We start from the raw sequence: 19186 nt of genomic DNA on the forward strand, positions 1-19186 counted from the left end.
AGGCAGCGGGGTTGACCAAACATGTGACCAGCCACACGTTCCGTCACTGCTTCGCGACTCATCTGCTGTGGACGGGAACGGACATTCGCCGGATCCAAGAACTGCTGGGACATGCCGACATCAAGACAACGCAAATCTATACACATGTCGACAACACGCTGGGACCGGTCGTCGTCAGTCCACTGGATCGGTTAGCGGCGGATGCGGCGGGGAAGGCAGCCGAAAAGTGAGGAACTGGGAGAATTGAAAAAGCTAAACTGACAATTGAAATAGGTAAATTGAAGTGGGGGCGGATGATATGCCGGCAGCCTGTGCTACGTGAACGTTCGGTTCGACCGTAGTGGATCTTGCTAAAGATCCTCATGTGGCAGGAACTTAAGCAGTACCCACTACGCTGAGGTTACCATTGATTGACGGCTTAAAGAGACTTGGTTCTTAGGCTGGAAGCCTAGGCTACGTGCACCTTCGGTTGCTCCGGTGGCACTCCGCTGAGCTCCACCGCAATGGCGAGAATCGGATTATTGGCAATCCACGCGGCAGTTGCAAGCGAATTCTCGGAGGATTTCTGTTCGCTGCCGGAGCTCGAGGATGGGAGGTGACGACTGGCCCCGAATGGGGAAGAAGTCATTGAACAGGAGGAAAGGGAGATAACGGAGAAAGAGGGGATTTGTGGCTCGGGCGTCTCGGCTTGCCGCTGTTCAAATTGTCCGTGCAAAATCCACTTCCGTATGCATCGGAGAAATCGTGTGTAATGCGGAGGCGTGATTGAATGGGGGCGGCGGGGAGTGGTTGACGGTCGAATGTGGGCGGGATCTTTAGCAAGATCCACTACGGGAGGCCTCGACGGCCCGTCCGACCTCTCCCGCGCTGCGCTCGGGAGAGGTGGCTGATGGAGAAGCTTATGGAGAATACGTGACTTGCGGCTCTGTTCCCTCGGTTTGCTCCTGTTTAAAACAGACCTCGCATCTGTTGCTTGCGTCTGTGGCGGCGAGCATCGATGCGGAGTTGTGATTGAATGGGGGCGGCGCCGAGGGGGTGACGGTCGTCTTGAGGCGGGATCTTTAGCAAGATCCACTACGGGAGGCCTAAGGGGCCCGTCCGACCTCTCACGTGCTGCGCTCGGGAGAGGTGGCAGATGGAGCGAGGGCCAATGGGAAACATTGTCCATCACCAGGTAACCTTTACCGCGGCCTGTGGATCACTCGTCGGTGACACAGCCTTCGCTAGCGCTTTTCACGTTCTTGATGTACTTGTACAACGTGCCGCGAGTTGCTTTCAGCGGTGGTGCGGTCCAGGCGTCGCGGCGTTTGGCCAGTTCGGCTTCGTCAACGTCCACATCCAGTCGATTGGTTTCCGCATCGATCGTGATCGTATCACCATCTTGAACCAGAGCGATCGGGCCACCCTCTTGGGCTTCCGGCGTAATATGGCCGACGATAAATCCGTGGCTGCCGCCGCTGAATCGGCCATCGGTCAACAGTGCCACATCCGATCCAAGTCCCGCGCCCATGATGGCACTGGTCGGGGTCAACATCTCAGGCATGCCGGGGCCGCCCTTGGGACCTTCGTAGCGGATCACAACGACATCACCCTTTTGGATCTTCTTTTCCTCCAGTGCATGCAGCATGTCCTCTTCGCTGTCAAAGACGCGTGCCGGGCCGCTGAACTGCAATCCCTCTTTTCCCGTGATCTTGGCCACCGCGCCGTCGGGTGACAGCGATCCACGCAAGATGCGAATGTGACCGGTCTTTTTGATCGGTTCCTTGGTGGAGTGGACGATCGTTTGCCCTTCTTTCAAATCGGGCAGCGACTCAAGGTTCTCGGCCAGCGTTTTGCCGGTCACGGTCATGCACGATCCGTCGAGCAGGCCTTCTTTGAGCAGGTACTTCATCACCGCAGGAGTACCACCGACCGAATGCAGGTCTTCTTGCACAAATTTGCCGCTCGGCTTCAAATCGGCGAGGAATGGGATGCGGTCACTGACGCTTTGAAAGTCGTCGATCGTCAGCGGTACTTCGACCGCACGCGCCATCGCGATCAGATGCAACACGGCATTGGTGCTGCCACCGAGTGCCATCACGGTCACCATCGCGTTTTCAAACGCAGTGCGGGTCATGATGTCGCGTGGTTTCAGGTCCAGTTTCAGCAGTTCTAGGATCGCATGGCCTGCGTGTCGGCATTCTTCTTTTTTCTCGGGATCGACTGCCGGGATGCTGGCCGAATACGGCAGCGACATGCCCAAGGCTTCGATTGCCGAGGCCATCGTGTTGGCAGTGTACATCCCGCCACAAGCGCCTGCACCTGGGCAACTGTGGCGGACGATTTCTTTGCGTTCCTCTTCGTTGATTTGGCCGGCGATGAATTGGCCATAACACTGGAATGCGCTGACAATATCCAAGTTCTGGTCCTTGAATCGTCCCGGCTTGATCGTTCCGCCATAGACCATGATGGCAGGGCGGTTCAATCGTCCCATCGCGATCAAGCATCCTGGCATGTTCTTGTCACATCCAGGTAGTGCGATCAGCGCGTCGTACCACTGAGCGCCCATGATCGTCTCGATCGAATCGGCAATCAAATCGCGGCTTTGCAGCGAGTAGCTCATGCCGTCGGTGCCCATCGAGATGCCGTCGCTGACGCCGATCGTGTTGAACCGCATTCCGACCATGCCGGCGTCCACGACGCCCTTTTTGACCTCGGCGGCCAAATCCAATAGGTGCATGTTACAGCTGTTGCCTTCATACCAAACGCTTCCGATACCGACTTGCGGTTTGTTCATGTCTTCGGAAGTCATCCCGGTGGCGTAGAGCATCGCTTGGGATGCGCCTTGGCTTTTGGGCTGGGTGATGTGTTGGCTGTACTTGTTTAGCGGAGCATTCATGGCCGGTGGAGTACGCAGTGCAGGAGGAATGGGGGAGAAACGTCAACAAGCGAAGAGAGGATTTTGCGGGGCTGAGTTCGCGTTCTCTGGCAGACTAAATCTGCGTCGATTTGCCGACTTCACAGGCCACCGATTATGATCTTCAGCGAGCGTTTCACAACGGGACGGCGAAGCGAACTTTATCGGAGTAGACAAAATGATGCGTTTTTCGTGGTTTTTGCTGGCGTTTGCGGTTTTTGCCCCTGGGGTCACGCTCGGCAACCGCGAGGCGTTGGCAGACGATTTTCAGCTCAAGTCGATGTCGCTGTTCGATGGGGATACCTTGGCAGGATGGGAAGGAAACGGTTACTGGTTCCGCATCGAGGACGACGCCATCGTGGCGGGGCGACTAGACGAGAAGATTCCGCACAACGAATTTTTGTGCACGATGGAACGTTTCGCTGATTTTGAACTGCGATTGGAAGCCAAATTGGTCTCGCCGAACGTCTCGGATGGGAAGGGGCCGGACCTTGGTAAGAAAAAGCCTTCGCTGAACGCCGGAGTCCAGTTTCGAACCAAACGCATCCCCGGCGATACCGAGGTTTCGGGCTACCAAGCGGATATGGGGAATATGGGCGAACGATCGATTTGGGGGGCGTTGTACGACGAGTCGCGTCGCCGGAAATTCCTGGCTGAACCCGCTGCGGATCTCCCCCAAGACCTCGTCAAAGACAACGATTGGAATTCGATTCGGATCCGCTGCGAAGGTCCGCGAATCCAGATTTTCATCAACGGCGTGCAAACGGTGGACTATACCGAAACCGACGACACGATTGCTCGCGACGGGATCATCGGGCTGCAAATCCACAGCGGTCCTCCGGCCGAAGCCCACTACCGCAACATCCGCATCCGCAACCTCACCGCAAATTAGGCAATGTCGCTGATCGCTCCGCGATCTTGCGTTTTCGGGCATGGTGCGATTCCGAGCCCCTGCGTTTTTACAGACTTCTCGTTTTGATCGCCGAGCGAGCAACGACATAAATATGATGAAAATTGCATTTGTTTACTTCGATCTCGGCAACGTGATCGTTTCGTTTGATCCGAAAATTGCCGTCGGCAATGTCGCGAGTCGCTTTGGGGTGGACGTCGCGATGGCAGAACAGGCGATTTATCGGAGCGGATTGCAGGATCGCTTTGAACACGGCCATGTCACCGGCGAAGAATACGCTCAGCTGGTTCGTGATTTGCTGGCGGTTTCCGATTCGCAAATGCCGACCGCCGACCTGCTTGACGCGATCAGCGACATGTTCACGCCGATCGAATCGATGCGAAATACGGTCACGAAGGTCCACGAATCGGGAACACGTTATGGGTTGCTATCGAACACCTGTCACGCTCATTGGGACTGGATCGCCCGACAAACGTGGCAGGTTTCGTCGCTTGCGTGGCCTGTTCGTGTATTGAGTTGCGAAGTCAGCTCGATGAAGCCCGATCATGGGATTTATCAGGTGGCTGAAGAATTGGCCGGTGTTTCTCCCGAAGCGATCCTGTTTCTCGACGACAAACCTGAGAATGTGGCCGCGGCAATCGACCGAGGCTGGAATGCGGTCCAGTGTTTCGGAGGCGATCAAGCCGAGGATGCTCTGAAGACATATGGGGTGATCGCTTAGCCCGTTCGCCATCTCGGCGGTCGGTCCCCTAATGCCATCGACGTTGGCCGGTCCCCCATGCCGGCTCGCTAAATAGGGGAAGCCCTTCGGCTGTGCCGGGCGGCGTGGACGTCGTATGATGAGGCCAGGCACGACATCCGCTCTTTTTCTTTTCATCTTTCGCATCAACTGCAATGGCACAGCTGGCACCCCCCTCATCGATCCCGATTCAATCCACGCCTCCTCGTCCCGTTGCCGTGATTGATATTGGGGCAACCAGCGTTCGCATGGCGATTGCCGAGATCCATGCCGATGGCGAAGTCCGCACGCTCGACACACTGGTCCAACCGGTTGACCTGGGACGCGAAGCGTTTGACGTCCGGCGGTTCTCGCGAGGCACGATCGAAAAGGTCGCCGGGATCCTGAAAAAGTACCAGCGAGTGCTGCAAGAATACGGTATTTCCGCACCGCATGATTTGCGGGTCGTGGCCACCACGGCAGTCCGCGAAGCCCTGAACCGGCTTGCCTTCACCGACCGCGTCTACATCGTCACGGGGATGAACGTCGAGCCGATTGACGAAGCCGAGGTGAACCGCATCACCTACATGGGGATCATGCCCCAGCTCCGCACGCATCCCGATTTGGCCGACGGTCGTTCGGTGGTGGTCGAAGTCGGCGGCGGCAACACCGAATTGTTGGTGATCCGTAGCGGCAATGTGTTGCACAGCCAATCGTATCGCTTGGGATCGCTGCGGCTGTTGCAACTGCTTGACCAAGCCAATGTGTCGGTCGCGAGACGACGGATTTTACTAGAAAGTCACATCCGCCGAATCTTGGACATGATCGTCGAAGAGGTGCACTCCGATGCGATGATTCATTTGGTTGCCTTTGGTGGCGACATGCGTTTCGCCGCCCATCAATTGCTCGATGGTTGGGATGGCACCTCGCTTGCCCAATTGTCGACCGATCGGTTGATCGAATTTACTAACGAAGTGCTCAAGCTTGACGAAGACGCGATCGTCAAACGATTCGGGGCAAGCTTTATCGAGGCCGAAACGCTCGGCCCGGCACTGCTTGCCTATTCGATGTTGGCCCAAGCGTTCAATCAGACGCACGTCTACGTTTGTGACACCAATTTGCGTGACGGTTTGTTGCGTGACATGGCGATCGGCGGCGAGTGGACTGCCGAATTTCGCAATCAAATTGTCCGCTCAGCCATCACGCTCGGGCGGCGGTTCGATTTCGATGAAACGCACGCCCGAAATGTTGCCGAGTTGTCGCGGAAATTGTTTGAACAATTGGTTGCTGAACACCAATTGGATCAGCGACACGAAGTGATTCTGCACGTCGCGGCGCTGTTGCACGAGATTGGATTGATGATCAACGTTCGCAGCAACCACAAGCATGCTTTGTACGTCATCCGCAACAGCGGATTGTTTGGATTGTCCAAAAGCGAATTGCTGCAGGTCGGTTTGGTGGCTCGCTATTATCGCCGCGCCTCACCCCAACCGGCTCACGAAGGGTACGGATCGCTGGAACGCGAGGACCGTGTCATCGTGGCAAAGTTGGCGGCCATCCTTAGGCTTGCGATCGCACTGGACGATACCCGCAGCGGACGGATTCGCGAGATCGAATGCACTCGCGAAGGACGACAACTCGTCATCAATGTTCCCGGTGTCGATGACGTTTCGCTTGAACAAATTGCGATGCGACAAAACTCGGGGCTGTTCCGTGACGTGTTTGGGATGCAAGTGTTGCTGCGTAGCGGTCGTTAGTCCAAGGGATAAAAACGGTTGCTTGATTGATTACAATGGACGTTTGGCGAGACGTTCGCGTTTTGACCGTTCCCCCCCTTGCGGGACGGCGTCGATTCGCCGCGTGAATCCCCGTCCTACAACCCGAATCGGGCTCGTCGTAGATCCGGTGACAATCCGTTCGTCGACACCGCTCACGAACTGCGCAGAGGCATATCCATGAGTTTTTCTAATGACGTTCCGGCGTTTATCAAATCTATCTGTATCTTCGGGAGTCTGGTTTTGGCGTTTTTGATTCGCAGTGAAGAAACGTCGGCGGACGATCTGTATACGATTTTGCGAGAGCGTTTGGTCGAAGACCGGATCGCCTCGGCCGGGGTCAAGGACTCTCGCGTGCTCGACGCGATTCGAAATACCGAGCGACATGAATTTGTCCCCAAAAGCCAACGAGAGAGGGCATATTTGGACATGGCGCTGCCGATTGGCGATTCGCAGACGATTAGCAGCCCGTTTACCGTGGCGTCGATGACAGAGGCGATCGAGCCCGAACCCACCGACAAAGTGCTCGAAATCGGTACCGGCAGCGGTTACCAAGCGGCTGTGCTTAGCCCGTTGGTCGAGCATGTCTATTCGATCGAGATCGTTGATGAATTGGGACGCCGAGCCGCCGAGACGCTCTCGCGTTTGGGCTACGAGAATGTGTCCACGCGAATTGGTGATGGGTTTCTCGGTTGGCCCGATGCCGCGCCATTTGACAAGATCATCGTCACTTGCAGCCCTGAATCGGTACCGCAGCCTTTGATCGATCAACTTCGCGAAGGCGGGCTGATGATCATTCCCGTCGGCCAGCGCTATCAGCAGACGTTGTATCGAATGCAAAAGGTCGACGGGAAATTGGTCCGCCAAGCACTGCACCCCACTCTGTTTGTCCCGATGACCGGCGAAGCCGAAGAGACTCGCCGCGAATTACCCGATCCGACCAATCCGGTGGTCGTTAACGGGAATTTCGAGACGCTGCCGACGCCGGAACAGAGTTCGACCGAAGATTTTGTTCCTGGGTGGTACTACGGACGCCAAGTTAGCCAGGTCACGCCCGGCTCGGAATCCGCCAGCGAGGGGACGCTGTCGTCATCCGGATCGCCACGAGCGACGGTGCCTGAGGGCGCGACGTTCGTGCGATTTGAGAACGAGACATCGGGGTTGAGTTCACATTTGTTGCAGGGGATTGCGATCGACGGCCGCGAAGTGTCCATGATCCGGTTGAGTGGCCGCGTGCAAATCGAGAATGTGAAAATTGGCCCCGACCCCGAATCACTGCCCATGATCGCAATCAGTTTGTACGACGAACAACGCCGTGATTTGGGAGCCTATTGGCTCGGACCGTTCCGAGGGACCCGGTCATGGCGCGAAGTGAGCCGTTTGGTGCGAATCCCTCATCAAACCCGCGAGGCCATTCTGCGGATCGGATTGTTCGGAGCGACTGGCAAGGCGGAGTTTGACGCCATTGCCATCGAAAAAGTGGATTGATTTTTTACCGGCCGCCTCTATTTTTTTCTCGGCGGCACGCTGTGGCGTTTTGACTCAGATTCTGCGGCTGATCGCTTGATTGGTCGCCCGATCGGCAGCAGAAAATATCTCAATTTTGCGACGGAAACGGCGGTTTCTGTCGGCTCTTTCTCGTTTTCGGTTTGCCGAAATCCGGTGCGAGCATTGTTAACGCAGATCGGTCCGGGGGGTAAAGAGTCCGCCCTAGGATGTCGGTAATCGGTAAATTTTGCCTAGGCTGCTTGTTTCCCGCATTTCAACGGTTATTCTACCGCTGATACCAATCGTATCGGATATCGCTACAAGGCTTTCATAACGCGTTCAGAAATCGACGGAGGGGATTGAATTGGCTATCAGGCATTTCCAGGTTTTGACCATCACCGCATCGGTGGTCCTATTCTCAAGCTTGCCGGATTCGGTTCAGGCAGGAGGTTCATGGGGAGGCAGCTACGGCTCGTCCGGTGGCTATTCTTCTTCGGGTGGATCCTCTGGCGGAGGATTATTGAGTAGCTATCGAGCCCGCCGATATTCGGCTGGCTCAAGTGGCGGGTCCAGCGGCGGTTCGTCCGGTGGATACTACAGCGCTTCGAGCGGCGGATCTTCCGGCGGTTCAAGTGGCGGTTCCTCCGGTGGATCTTCCGGCGGTTACTCGGTCTCGTATGCCTCCAGTGGAAGTTCGGGCGGCAGCTCGGGCGGGTCTACCGGCGGACACGTTGGACCGATTCGTCGATTGATCGCCAAGATGCACGCTAAACGTAGTTCGGCCGGCAGCAGCGGCGGGTCAAGTGGCGGCTACGCCAGCCATGGCAGTTCGGGCGGTAGCTCGGGTGGCAGCTATGTCCGCTACGCAAGCTACTCGATGAGCTCCGGCGGATCCTCTGGTGGCTCTTCGGGCGGATCGTCCGGTGGCGTGATCTACGGTCACTACTCGAGCCCAGTGTCGTCGGGTTTTGATGCAGGTTACGAATCTCCGGTCATCGAATCGGGCTACGAAACCTACTCGGCACCGATCGAAGGCACGATCATTGACGGCAGCCACGACTCGGGGGTCAGCGCTCCGGTTCAAACTTCCGAAGATCAATCCGCGTCGACCGCAACCGAAACGATCAACGACTCGACTCGTTACGAATCGGCCAAGCCAAGCATCGAGCAAGACTCAGCGCTTTTGACCGTGGCAGTGCCAAGTGACGCAACCGTCACCGTGAACGGCCATGCCACGACCAGCGAAGGCAACATTCGCCAGTTCATGTCTCGCGGGTTGAAGGAAGGTTACGTTTACACCTATGTCGTCAACGTCGACTACACCGTCAATGGCGAGAAGCAATCGGATTCCAAGGAAATCAAGCTTCGTCCCGGCGATATCGAGCAGATCGTATTCGATCTGAATGAAGCAAGCGACACGGCCAGCTCCGAAGAAACTGTGGCTCCGAAGACCGACGAAGTCGTAACGGTTGTCAAGTTGCACGTGCCCGAAGACGCAAAGGTCGTTCTGGCTGGCAATGAAACCGCGGGTCAAGGTTCGATTCGGACCTTCCGCACGAACCAATTGAAGGTTGGCGAACAGTGGACCGATTACACCGTCCACGTGACCGCGATCGTCAATGGTCAACCGATCAGCAAGGAACGCACCGTCGACGTGATTGCCGGTGATACCACCGAGCTGACGTTCAACTTCGACGATTCGTCGATTGCACAGCGTTAATCTGGCGGATTGCATTTCGTCGTCAAGACGGAAAGCAAGTCATCGATCAGCCGCGTTCTCGCCTCGAGAACGCGGCTTTTTGTTTGGCTGTTCACTATCTCGCACACTGAACACGTCTGTACTTCCACGCGTTCCCAACTAACCTAGAACGGTCTACCATCTATCATTTTGGGGAGCTCCCTAAGCGAAATGACGTCCGAAGAAACTCCTCAGGTGTCCAAACGCACACGATGGATCGTTTCGATCCTGGTGTCTGCTCATCTGATCGCACTTGTCTTACCTCCTCTCGCTTTTCAAACTCGCGGCGCGATGGGCGATTCGCCCTCGGTACAGACTCTGATGGCGTTGGTGCGTGATTACACACAGTTCCTGTATATCGACCGCGGTTATGCCTTCTTCGCTCCCGATCCGGGACCAAGCCATTTGATCCAAGCTGCGATCACCGACGCATCCGGAGAGGTCGAGGAGAAGATGATTCCAAGTCTGGATGATCAATGGCCACGGCTGCTGTACCATCGTCATTTTATGTTGGCGGAATACTTAAGCTCGATCTATCAGCCGCCAAATCCACCCGAAGAAATTGCAAAATTGGATCCGGTCGGAGCCCAGTTGTGGGAACAATCCCGTGCCCGTTATGAGTACGTTCGCCAATCGATCGTCGATCATTTGCAACACAAAAACAACGGGCAACGCGTTGTGATTCGTCGGCTCGAACACGCCTTGCCCGGATTCATCGAACTTGCCAATGATCCCATCCCGCTGAACGATCCACGGCTGTATCGCGTGCTGCGTGATCAAGCGATTGATCCACTGCAAACCAACGAAACGTCCAGCAACCTGCCCGAAGCGATCCCGGCACCGAAAATGGTTCAGCCCGAGGGCGAATCCAGTGCTCCGGCTGCGAACGAAGGTGAAACCACGCCACAGCAGCCATCCCCAGCGGCTAATTCTGAGTTGAGCTCTGAATCAAACGCCGAGGCTGACGAAGAACCGGAGACTGCAGCGGAGGGCGAGGAATGAACGGATCAACCGTGATCGGGATTTTAAAAGCATGGGTGCTGCAGTTGGTTGCCGCATGGGATCGATTCTGGTTCACGCCGCGGTATTCGCAGGTGTTAGCCGTATTGCGAATCGTGACCGGAGCCATGCTGTTCTATTCGCATCTCGTGCTGGCGATGCAGCTAAGCGATTTTCTTGGTGATCATGCATGGATCAACAACACGACCATCGCGCAGCTACACGATGGCGCGTTTGGTACATCGGATATGGGGCGTAGCTATCTGTGGCATCTGAGCAACCCGTTGTTGCTGTGGCTGCACCACGCCGTGACGCTGTCGATTACAGCGGCGTTTGCCGTCGGGTTCATGACTCGCGTGACTGGCCCAGCGGCTTGGTTTCTGCAAATCATGTACATCCACCGTTTAACGGGAACCCTGTTTGGGCTGGACCAAATTGTCACCTACATGGCGATGTATTTGATGCTGACGCCCAGCGGCAGTTGTTTCAGCGTCGACGCATGGCTTCGCGAACGTTTTTCCGACCGCCGCCAATCCAATCGCAAATTAGCGTGGCTGTTGCCCGAGAATCGCCCTAGTGTGGCGGCCAATGTGGGAACGCGATTGTTGCAATTGCACCTCTGCGTGATCTACCTGTTTGGCGGTCTGGCCAAGGCACGCGGCGAATTGTGGTGGGATGGAACCGCCATTTGGTTCGCAGTGGCCAACTACGAATACCAATCGATGAACATGACCTGGATCGGTAGGTACCCGCATGTTTTTTCGGCACTGACGCATCTGACGCTGTTTTGGGAAGTGTTTTATTGTGCGTTGGTGTGGCCGCGACTTAGCCGTCCCCTCGTCATTGCGATTGCGATCTTGGTGCATGGTGGGATTGCGACCGCGCTAGGGATGGCCACGTTTGGTTTGATGATGATCGCCGCGAATTGCATCTTCATTGAACCGAAATGGTTGCTGTTGCGATCCGCTTCTGAACCCTTGGCCGCGGCCGAGGGGACGAGTGCCCAGGAAGACTCGGTCACCGATACCCAGGTGGACGACGCCGATCTCCGGCAGCGAGAGGAAAAGCTTGCCGCGGACAAAGAGAAATTGAAGCAGCGTGTCGAAACGCTGAAGAAACGTGAACGCAAGGTTCGCCGCGCCGCGAAGAAACTTCGCGAGCAAGGTGCCGGCAATCACCAAGAACTGGCGGAGTTGGACGAACCGCTCGAGCTGGATTAGCCCGCGGATTTGGTTCGTCCGGATAGCCTGGATCAATACGCTTCGGGTTGGCTCCAAGCCACTCGCAGCGTTTTGAACAAGATCTTGATGTCCAACCACAGCGACCAATTGCGGATGTAGCGATGGTCCCAATCGATCCGCCGTTCCATCTTGTCGATCGTATCGGTTTCGCCGCGACAACCGTTGACCTGGGCCAATCCAGTGATTCCTGGTTTGACTTTGTGGCGAAGCATGTAGCCGCGAATTCGGCTGCGGTATTGCTCGTTGTGTGCCGAGGCATGAGGTCGCGGCCCTACCAAGGACATCGTCCCCGCGATCACGTTGAACAGTTGCGGTAATTCGTCCAGACTGGTGCGGCGCAGAATGCCTCCCAACCGAGTCACCCGCGGGTCCCCTTTGGTCGCCTGTTTCACCACTGCGCCGTTGTCACAGGTTCGCATCGAGCGAAACTTCCACACCAAGATTTCTCGACCATCCAAACCGTAGCGTCGTTGCCGAAAAAAGACGGGGCCGGGGGACGATAGCTTGATGGCGATTGCGATTGCCAACATGGGGATCGCCGCGACGACCAAGGCTGCCGTGGCGATCGCGACATCCGTCAATCGCTTGATCACGCCATCGACACCAAACAACGGATTCTCGAACACGCTGACCGCCGGAATGCCTCCCATGCTGGTCCATCGAGAGTGCAGCAGTTCAAAAACAAAAAAGTCGGGAACGATATAAACGGACGCCGTCGAGTCACTGAGTTGTTCTAGCAGTTTGCGGATGCGATCCTCGGCCCGCATCGGTAACGTGATAAAGATCGTGTCAATTTCACCTTGCCGTGCTTTTTCGACCATTTCCGTCAAATCGCCTTCGAGCGAAAATTCTTGGCTCGACGAAGCGTCCGCGGATCGAAATTCGTTTCGGTCGTCAAAAAAGCCAACCATCTGAAAACCCAACGAGGGATCATGCTGGACATTCTCGGCCATTTGCACCCCCAACTCGTTCAGTCCTGCGACCGCGATGCGACGGGTGCCGATGCCTCGCTGCAACAAGCCTTGTTGGATGATTCGCAAACACATTCGTCCCAACCCGATCACCGTGGGGGCTAGGATGATCCAGCAAAGCATGACCGAGCGAGCGAACTCTTGACCGTAGCGAGTGGCAAATGCTAACAACGCGAGCACCAAGACGGTCATGCTCCAAGCGCCCGCGATGCTGGACATTTCCATGTTGGCCGACCCCGCGTGCGATCTGCGGTACAACCCGGTCAAGTGGCCGGTCAGCAAGAACACGATCACGGCAATCAAACCCATCGCCAACGTGGTGTCGTCGACCCAGCCACGCGCGATCCATTTGACGGTCGCCAACGATGCGATCACGCCAGCAGCATCAAGACACGGTTGAAAGAAATCCCACCAATGGCGGTGAGGAAGAATGGGTAACCGCATGAATCAATTCCGGTCGATTAGGGCGTCTCGAATTTTGTGCAAAAGGCCGCGTGACGTGTGAAAACGAAGACGCTTTCTTCACGATGGCGACGCTACAAAACCCTAGCTCAACGATTGATCGAACCAGTCAAAACCGAGGTCTAACCAGGTCGCTTGGTGTGTCAAAGCGCCACAACTAATTCGCTCTACACCGGTTTTAGCGATCTCGGCAATCGTATCGATCGTGACATTGCCCGAGGCTTCGAGTTCGACCGCGGAATTTTGCTGGTCGCGAATCGCCACGGCTTCACGCAGCGATTCGAGCGAGAAATTATCAAGCAAGATAATGTCGGGATTTGTTGAAATCACGTCGCGAAATTGCTCGAGTGAATCGACTTCGATCTCAACCATCGTTGGCGCTACCAAGTGTTCCACATTGGCACCCCGCCACTGAATCGCTTTTTTCGCGGCCGTGCTGGCAGCAATCGGTCCCGACGAATCGCCTGCCAACGCCAAATGGTTGTCTTTGATCAAGAACCCGTCGTGCAAACCGCTGCGGTGGTTATGGCCTCCACCGCACCCGACGGCGTACTTTTCCAGCAACCGCCAACCCGGTGTGGTTTTACGAGTGTCGTACAATCGTGACCTAGTCGATGCGATCACTTCGGCGTAACGCCGGGTCTGTGTTGCGACTCCGCACATCCGGCTGAGGATATTCAAAATCGTTCGCTCGCAAGTCAACAAGTCACGTGCATTGCCGGTCAAGCGTGCAATCGATTGACCGGCGACCAAATCCGATCCATCCTCTTGCAAACACGTGACTTCCAATGATGCATCAAATTCATCCACAATCCACGGCAGCGTCGCTAGTCCCGCGCAGACGCCCTCGCCGCGAGGCACGATTTCGCAACCGCCTTGGCGATCGGCGTCGATCAAGCAGACCGTCGTCCAGTCCATTGCATCACGGAGGTCTTCGGCGATCGAAAGTCGAACCAACATTCGCAAATCATTTTCGAGCAGCGAGTCAGCTTCGACGCGGGGATAATCAGTCATCGATGTACGTCCAGGGTTCGATTCGTGTTAATGGTTGGGGGGCAAGCGGAATGTGCCATCTACTTTCGCACTAACCGGGTGGTATTTATAGCGGAGTGGCGCGAGCCGCCCGGTCTAATTCGAACGCGTTACTCGCCGCAACCGGACGGCTCGCGCCGTGCCGCTACTAAAGTAGATGACATTGGGCTCGCGGACGGTGGCAAGCGATGTTGTCGATCGATCGTGCGATCGCATCACAGCAAGCTCGCTAGCATTGTAGCGTTTTTGCCAAAAAGTGGACCTGCCGTCGAAGTGATGCGTTGTTTTCGTCCGGCTCGATCGCGGATAATGAGCGAACCGTAACTCGATATTAATCTCGGATCGATGAATCCAATTCCCCCAACCCCCACGCGGCATTCGCCTCTGCTGCAGCCCTCGGTGCAGTGGACATTAGCGGTGGTTTTGTTGGTTTGTTTTGGGATGTTGGGCGGGCGGATTGCCATGCATCACGAATTGCCGCGGGCCGAGCCCCGCCGTGATGCGGACGCAAAACTACTGTGCTTGGACGTCAATGCCGCGGCCGAACATGAATTGTCGCTGCTGCCGACGGTCGGCCCGGTGCTTGCCAAACGCATCGTCCAGGATCGTCAACAGCGTGGGCGATTTGAATCGGTCGAGGATCTCCGCCGCGTACCGGGGATCGGTCCCAAAACCATTGCCGAGATTGCTGAGTACTGCTGTGTCGAGGTCGCTTCGCCGCAAGATGAAATCGCTCCCCCGCATGAGGCGATCGCGACGAACCAACAGTAAACGCCATCCTCAAACACCGCGAATTGTGGCGTTTCGCAGTCCCTCGCTCACGCGTTCTGAAATGACGCTGTTGTCGTTTCTGCCGGCAAATCACAACCCGACGCGTCAGCGAGGGACCGAATCATGATCGAGATTCCCTCGCTAACGCTTCGGGTTGTGATGAACGCTTTGCTTCAGAACTCACATGTCGGGTTCTGATTTTCAAGGCCGGACCATCGTCGTTTTCGCGGTTCTTCGTTACAGTGAAGCGGTCAACGCATGTCACCATGACCGCCTGTGGAACGATCCATGACGTCCAAATCAAAAAAGCTTCCCCGCGCCGAATTTCACCTCAATCAGCCGTTTCCGCCTGCGGGAGACCAACCGCAAGCGATTGCAGAGCTGACGCGAGGGTTTTTGGCGGGGCGGTCCGCTCAAACCTTGCTCGGAGCGACCGGCACGGGCAAGACGTTTACGATGGCCAACGTGATCGCCAATCTGGGCCGCCCTGCGCTGATCCTCAGCCACAACAAAACCCTGGCCGCTCAGCTGTACGGCGAATTTCGCGAATTCTTTCCCGAGAACGCGGTTCACTATTTCGTAAGCTATTACGACTACTATCAACCCGAAGCCTACATCCCCCAGCGTGATGTCTATATCGAAAAGGATTCGTCGATCAACGAAGAGATCGACCGGCTACGTTTGGCGACGACAAGTTCATTGGTCAGCCGCCGTGACGTCGTGATCGTCGCATCGGTCAGCAGTATTTACGGATTGGGATCGCCCGAGGATTACAAGCAGTTGATCGTTTCGCTTCAAAAGGGCGAAAAGACGCGACGCGACCACTTGTTGCTGAAGTTTGTTGACGTGCTCTACGAACGCAATGACGTGGCATTTGAACGTGGCAAGTTTCGCGTCCGCGGCGACAGCATCGAGCTGTGGCCGAGCTACGAAGAATTCGCTTATCGAATCGAAATGTGGGGTGACGAGATTGAACAAATCTCGCTGATCAACCCTGTGTCGGGCGAGACAATCAAAACGGTCGATAGTCTCTACATCTATCCCGCCAAACATTTTGTGATGCCCGAAAATCGTATTCAAAATGCGATTCGTTCGATCCGCGAAGAATTGACGCAGCAGGTCGAACTGTTTCAACAGCGAGGCAAGCTGCTCGAGGCCCAGCGGATCTCGGCTCGCACGCGGTTTGATCTGGAAATGCTTAGCGAAGTTGGGCATTGTCCAGGGATTGAAAACTACAGTCGTCCGCTGTCGGGCAAGCCGCCTGGTGCGACCCCCGATACCTTGTACGACTTTTTTCCCGACGACTTTATTACGTTTGTCGACGAGTCGCATGTGACGGTTTCGCAAGTTCGGGCAATGTACGCCGGAGACCGCAGCCGAAAAACAACCCTCGTCGAACATGGATTCCGTTTGCCGAGTGCGTTAGACAACCGCCCGCTGAAATTCGAAGAATGGGAAGAGCGAACGGGGCAGATTTGTTTCGTTAGTGCAACGCCCGCCGAGTACGAATTGAACCGTACCGGAGGCGAGGTGGTTGAACAGATCATTCGGCCCACCGGTTTGCTCGATCCCGTTGTCGAGGTGATTCCGGCGCGAGGCCAAGTGAATCACTTGCTAAACGAGATCCGCATCCGCGCCGAGAAAAATGAACGTGTGCTGGTGACCGCGTTGACAAAGCGGTTGGCCGAAGACCTTTCCACGTTCTTTCAAGAACAAAACGTGCGTTGTCGTTGGTTACACAGCGAACTCAATGCGTTCGAACGTGTTGATTTGCTGCAGGAACTTCGCACCGGTCGCTTCGATTGTTTGGTCGGTGTCAACTTATTGCGAGAAGGCCTGGATTTGCCCGAAGTCTCGTTAGTGGCCATCTTGGATGCCGATAAAGAGGGCTTTCTGCGTAGCGAAACCAGTTTGATCCAAACGATCGGACGCGCCGCTCGGAATGCGAATTCGAAGGTCATTCTGTACGCCGACAAAGTGACGGCATCGATGCAGATGGCGATCGAAGAAACGAGCCGCCGACGAAAGATCCAAGAAGAGTACAACGCCAAACACGGGATCGTTCCCCAGACCATCTTGAAATCGATTCGGACGGGAATCGATTCCGATGCTGCAAAACGCAAGAAAGAGACGGCGCTGGCAAAAAGCGAGGCCGAGACGGTTTACATCACATTGGAATATGTCGAAGCACTCGAGCGTGAAATGTTGTCAGCTGCCGAGGATCTCGAGTTCGAGCGAGCCGCGTCGCTGCGTGACCGGGTGCTGCAGTTGAAAGAGAACATCGGCAAACCGATCTCGGAAGTCGAGTTCACGACCAAAAGCGAAGCGACCGGAATCCAAAAGAAACGTCGCAAAGGCGTCAAGGGAGCCGGCCGTAAAAACGTCCCCCGTCCCAATCGCGGGTAAGGGGGTAGGCTCGAACTTGCTTCACTCACTCGGGCTGACGGCGACACTCCGAAACTCGCGTCGCTCCGCTATAAAAACCACTCAGTTTGGGCCAAAGTCGATGGCATTGGCCGCGTGGCGTTCGGCGGTAAATCAATGATCGTGATACCCATTCGTCCCCAAAGCCTTTCGCTGCTTGGTGTATAGACTTTTGGTCTGATTCGGTCGCATTCCTGTGGGCGAGCCATTAAAATTGATGGGGCGTTACCTGCCAAAAACGTTCGTCGACCCCATCCCTCGACCTTTAACGCCTGCGGTTCGAACTGACACATCGCCGCCAATTCGAATCGCTGTCGACCGGGCTGCCGAGCGTCTTTCGCGGGTTTCCTGCGTTCCCCGCGTTTCCAGAGGGGGCGAATCAATTTCTCCGCAAGTCATCGTGAGGTCTCTAGTGAATTTCGTAATGAGTCGATTTTGGTTGTGCGTCGGTTTGGTTTCATCTGCGACGATCACGTTGGCCGAGGAATCCAATCGTTTGCCGACCATCGATCTTTCCGGAGAAACCGAACGTCAACTCGTGATCGCCGAGGGCACACCGCAAACCTACCAAGGACACCCCACGACGCTGAAATTGCCTGGCAGCGACACGCTGTTTTGTGTGTGGTGTATCAACCATGGGGGGGCGGCGGGGCCGATGGCGCGAAGCGACAATGGTGGACGAAGTTGGGTGCGTCTGGATTCCACACTGCCACCCGGATTTTCAACGCATCAAAATTGTCCCAGCATCTATCGCATGGTGGACCCGCAAGGAGTCGCCCGGTTGTGGGTGTTTTCAGCTGCACTGGGTAAACGAGGCGGCCCTGGGATGCCAAGCATCATGAGTGAAGACGATGGCAAGACGTGGAAGGAAATGCCGCCGCTCGGTTTTCCCTGTGTGATGACGTTTAGCAGCGTGATTCGGCTAAACGATGGACGCTACCTTGGACTCTATCACAAAGGCCCCGACGGCCAAGACCGAACCCCACTCAATGTGTTGCAGTCGATCTCGTCCGATGGAGGGATGACTTGGTCGGATCCCAAAGTGGTTGCGGCCGTGGACGGTAAAAATCCATGCGAACCGTTCGTGCTACGATCACCCGATGGAAACGAACTGTGCTGTTTGATGCGTGAAAATACCCACACCGGCAACAGTTTGATGATGTTCTCTCAAGACGAAGGCGAAACGTGGAGCGAGCCGGTCGATACCGCTTGGGGGGTGACGGGGGATCGCCATATGGGCATCCAAGCTGCCGATGGACGCTGGGTCATCGCGTTTCGCGATCAAGCCCCCAGCAGCAAAACGAAGGGGCACTTTGTCGCTTGGGTGGGCACCTATGACGACATCAAACACGGACGCCCCGGCCAATATCGGATCAAGCTACTACACAACCACGCACGCAATGTTTTCGACTGTGGCTATCCAGGACTCGAGCGTCTAAGCGATGGCACCCTCTACGCAACGACCTACATCAAGTATCGCCCAGGGCCCGAGAAACACTCGGTCGTCAGCACGCGTTTTCAGCTGTCTGAAATCGACAAACGGGTGGATTCGCAGTAGGCACTGTCTGAGAACGCATCCGAGGCGGAAACTTGGCAGCGGAATTCGTTAACGGCTTGTTGTTTTAGTCGTACGATGGACTTCCTAGTCCGTCGAATACACCATTGACGGACTAGAAACTTCATTAAATCAACAAACCGTTAACGACTTGTTGATTTATTGAGCCGTGACGCGTCAGCGGCCGGGTCCCACGCGGTACCCGG

General features: G+C 55.8%; 14 protein-coding genes. 11 read left to right on the forward strand and 3 right to left on the reverse strand.

Going from position 1 to position 19186, the window contains the following annotated elements; all coding sequences use genetic code 11:
- Positions 1 to 230, forward strand: a 230-nt coding sequence (locus tag ABEA92_RS28370) for a tyrosine-type recombinase/integrase (RefSeq protein ID WP_345688721.1), incomplete at its 5' end; no start/stop codon positions are given.
- A 968-nt stretch (positions 231 to 1198) separates the two neighbouring features.
- On the opposite strand, the gene ilvD is transcribed toward ABEA92_RS28370, so the two are convergent.
- Positions 1199 to 2878, reverse strand: a complete 1680-nt coding sequence (gene ilvD, locus ABEA92_RS28375) for a dihydroxy-acid dehydratase (RefSeq protein ID WP_345688723.1) — start codon at positions 2876 to 2878, stop codon at positions 1199 to 1201.
- A 196-nt stretch (positions 2879 to 3074) separates the two neighbouring features.
- Here ilvD and ABEA92_RS28380 point away from each other — a divergent pair, with 196 nt between their 5' ends.
- The 7 genes from ABEA92_RS28380 (at position 3075) to ABEA92_RS28410 (ending at position 11744) form a co-directional block, all read left to right on the forward strand.
- Positions 3075 to 3788 carry a 3-keto-disaccharide hydrolase gene (locus ABEA92_RS28380; protein WP_345688725.1) on the forward strand — a complete coding sequence of 238 codons (714 nt, stop codon included), beginning with the start codon at positions 3075 to 3077 and terminating at the stop codon, positions 3786 to 3788.
- 112 nt (positions 3789 to 3900) lie between these two features.
- On the forward strand, positions 3901 to 4527 hold the full coding sequence (locus tag ABEA92_RS28385; RefSeq protein ID WP_345688727.1) for an HAD family hydrolase: 627 nt from the start codon (positions 3901 to 3903) through the stop codon (positions 4525 to 4527).
- Positions 4528 to 4700: 173 nt separating this feature from the next.
- On the forward strand, positions 4701 to 6281 hold the full coding sequence (locus tag ABEA92_RS28390) for a Ppx/GppA phosphatase family protein (RefSeq protein ID WP_345688729.1): 1581 nt from the start codon (positions 4701 to 4703) through the stop codon (positions 6279 to 6281).
- 198 nt (positions 6282 to 6479) lie between these two features.
- Entirely contained in the window at positions 6480 to 7787 is a 1308-nt protein-coding gene (locus ABEA92_RS28395; RefSeq protein WP_345688731.1) for a protein-L-isoaspartate(D-aspartate) O-methyltransferase, read from the forward strand.
- 364 nt (positions 7788 to 8151) lie between these two features.
- Complete coding sequence (locus ABEA92_RS28400) at positions 8152 to 9507, forward strand: TIGR03000 domain-containing protein (RefSeq protein WP_345688733.1); 1356 nt, start codon at positions 8152 to 8154, stop codon at positions 9505 to 9507.
- Positions 9508 to 9720: 213 nt separating this feature from the next.
- Positions 9721 to 10527 carry a hypothetical protein gene (locus ABEA92_RS28405; protein ID WP_345688735.1) on the forward strand — a complete coding sequence of 269 codons (807 nt, stop codon included), beginning with the start codon at positions 9721 to 9723 and terminating at the stop codon, positions 10525 to 10527.
- Positions 10524 to 11744, forward strand: a complete 1221-nt coding sequence (locus ABEA92_RS28410; RefSeq protein WP_345688737.1) for an HTTM domain-containing protein — start codon at positions 10524 to 10526, stop codon at positions 11742 to 11744. Before ABEA92_RS28405 ends, ABEA92_RS28410 begins: the two co-directional genes overlap by 4 nt.
- A gap of 32 nt (positions 11745 to 11776) precedes the next feature.
- Here ABEA92_RS28410 and ABEA92_RS28415 read toward each other — a convergent pair whose 3' ends face one another.
- Both ABEA92_RS28415 and nadC read right to left on the reverse strand, forming a co-directional pair.
- Positions 11777 to 13180 carry an undecaprenyl-phosphate glucose phosphotransferase gene (locus ABEA92_RS28415; RefSeq protein ID WP_345688739.1) on the reverse strand — a complete coding sequence of 468 codons (1404 nt, stop codon included), beginning with the start codon at positions 13178 to 13180 and terminating at the stop codon, positions 11777 to 11779.
- 102 nt (positions 13181 to 13282) lie between these two features.
- Positions 13283 to 14212 (reverse strand): carboxylating nicotinate-nucleotide diphosphorylase, encoded by a 930-nt coding sequence (nadC, locus tag ABEA92_RS28420; protein ID WP_345688741.1) that lies wholly within the window; start codon positions 14210 to 14212, stop codon positions 13283 to 13285.
- A 363-nt stretch (positions 14213 to 14575) separates the two neighbouring features.
- On the opposite strand from nadC, the gene ABEA92_RS28425 reads away from it, so the two are divergent.
- From ABEA92_RS28425 to ABEA92_RS28435, 3 genes are all read left to right on the forward strand, one after another.
- Positions 14576 to 15001 (forward strand): ComEA family DNA-binding protein, encoded by a 426-nt coding sequence (locus ABEA92_RS28425; RefSeq protein WP_345688743.1) that lies wholly within the window; start codon positions 14576 to 14578, stop codon positions 14999 to 15001.
- 288 nt (positions 15002 to 15289) lie between these two features.
- Positions 15290 to 17407: an excinuclease ABC subunit UvrB gene (gene uvrB, locus ABEA92_RS28430; protein ID WP_345688745.1), complete on the forward strand. Its 2118-nt coding sequence runs from the start codon at positions 15290 to 15292 to the stop codon at positions 17405 to 17407.
- A 442-nt stretch (positions 17408 to 17849) separates the two neighbouring features.
- Positions 17850 to 18983 (forward strand): sialidase family protein, encoded by a 1134-nt coding sequence (locus ABEA92_RS28435; RefSeq protein ID WP_345688747.1) that lies wholly within the window; start codon positions 17850 to 17852, stop codon positions 18981 to 18983.
- Positions 18984 to 19186: the final 203 nt, after the last annotated feature.

It is taken from the genome of Novipirellula caenicola (assembly GCF_039545035.1).
In the GTDB taxonomy this organism is placed as follows: Bacteria; Planctomycetota; Planctomycetia; order Pirellulales; family Pirellulaceae; genus Novipirellula; species Novipirellula caenicola.

Coding starts and splice junctions, on each gene's coding strand:
- ABEA92_RS28425 (WP_345688743.1), top strand. CDS start 14,576: ATGAATCCAATTCCCCCAACCCCCACGCGGCATTCGCCTCTGCTGCAG.
- ABEA92_RS28410 (WP_345688737.1), top strand. CDS start 10,524: ATGAACGGATCAACCGTGATCGGGATTTTAAAAGCATGGGTGCTGCAG.
- nadC (WP_345688741.1), bottom strand. CDS start 14,212: ATGACTGATTATCCCCGCGTCGAAGCTGACTCGCTGCTCGAAAATGAT.
- ABEA92_RS28415 (WP_345688739.1), bottom strand. CDS start 13,180: ATGCGGTTACCCATTCTTCCTCACCGCCATTGGTGGGATTTCTTTCAA.
- ABEA92_RS28380 (WP_345688725.1), top strand. CDS start 3,075: ATGATGCGTTTTTCGTGGTTTTTGCTGGCGTTTGCGGTTTTTGCCCCT.
- ABEA92_RS28395 (WP_345688731.1), top strand. CDS start 6,480: ATGAGTTTTTCTAATGACGTTCCGGCGTTTATCAAATCTATCTGTATC.
- ABEA92_RS28385 (WP_345688727.1), top strand. CDS start 3,901: ATGATGAAAATTGCATTTGTTTACTTCGATCTCGGCAACGTGATCGTT.
- uvrB (WP_345688745.1), top strand. CDS start 15,290: ATGACGTCCAAATCAAAAAAGCTTCCCCGCGCCGAATTTCACCTCAAT.
- ABEA92_RS28390 (WP_345688729.1), top strand. CDS start 4,701: ATGGCACAGCTGGCACCCCCCTCATCGATCCCGATTCAATCCACGCCT.
- ABEA92_RS28435 (WP_345688747.1), top strand. CDS start 17,850: ATGAGTCGATTTTGGTTGTGCGTCGGTTTGGTTTCATCTGCGACGATC.
- ilvD (WP_345688723.1), bottom strand. CDS start 2,878: ATGAATGCTCCGCTAAACAAGTACAGCCAACACATCACCCAGCCCAAA.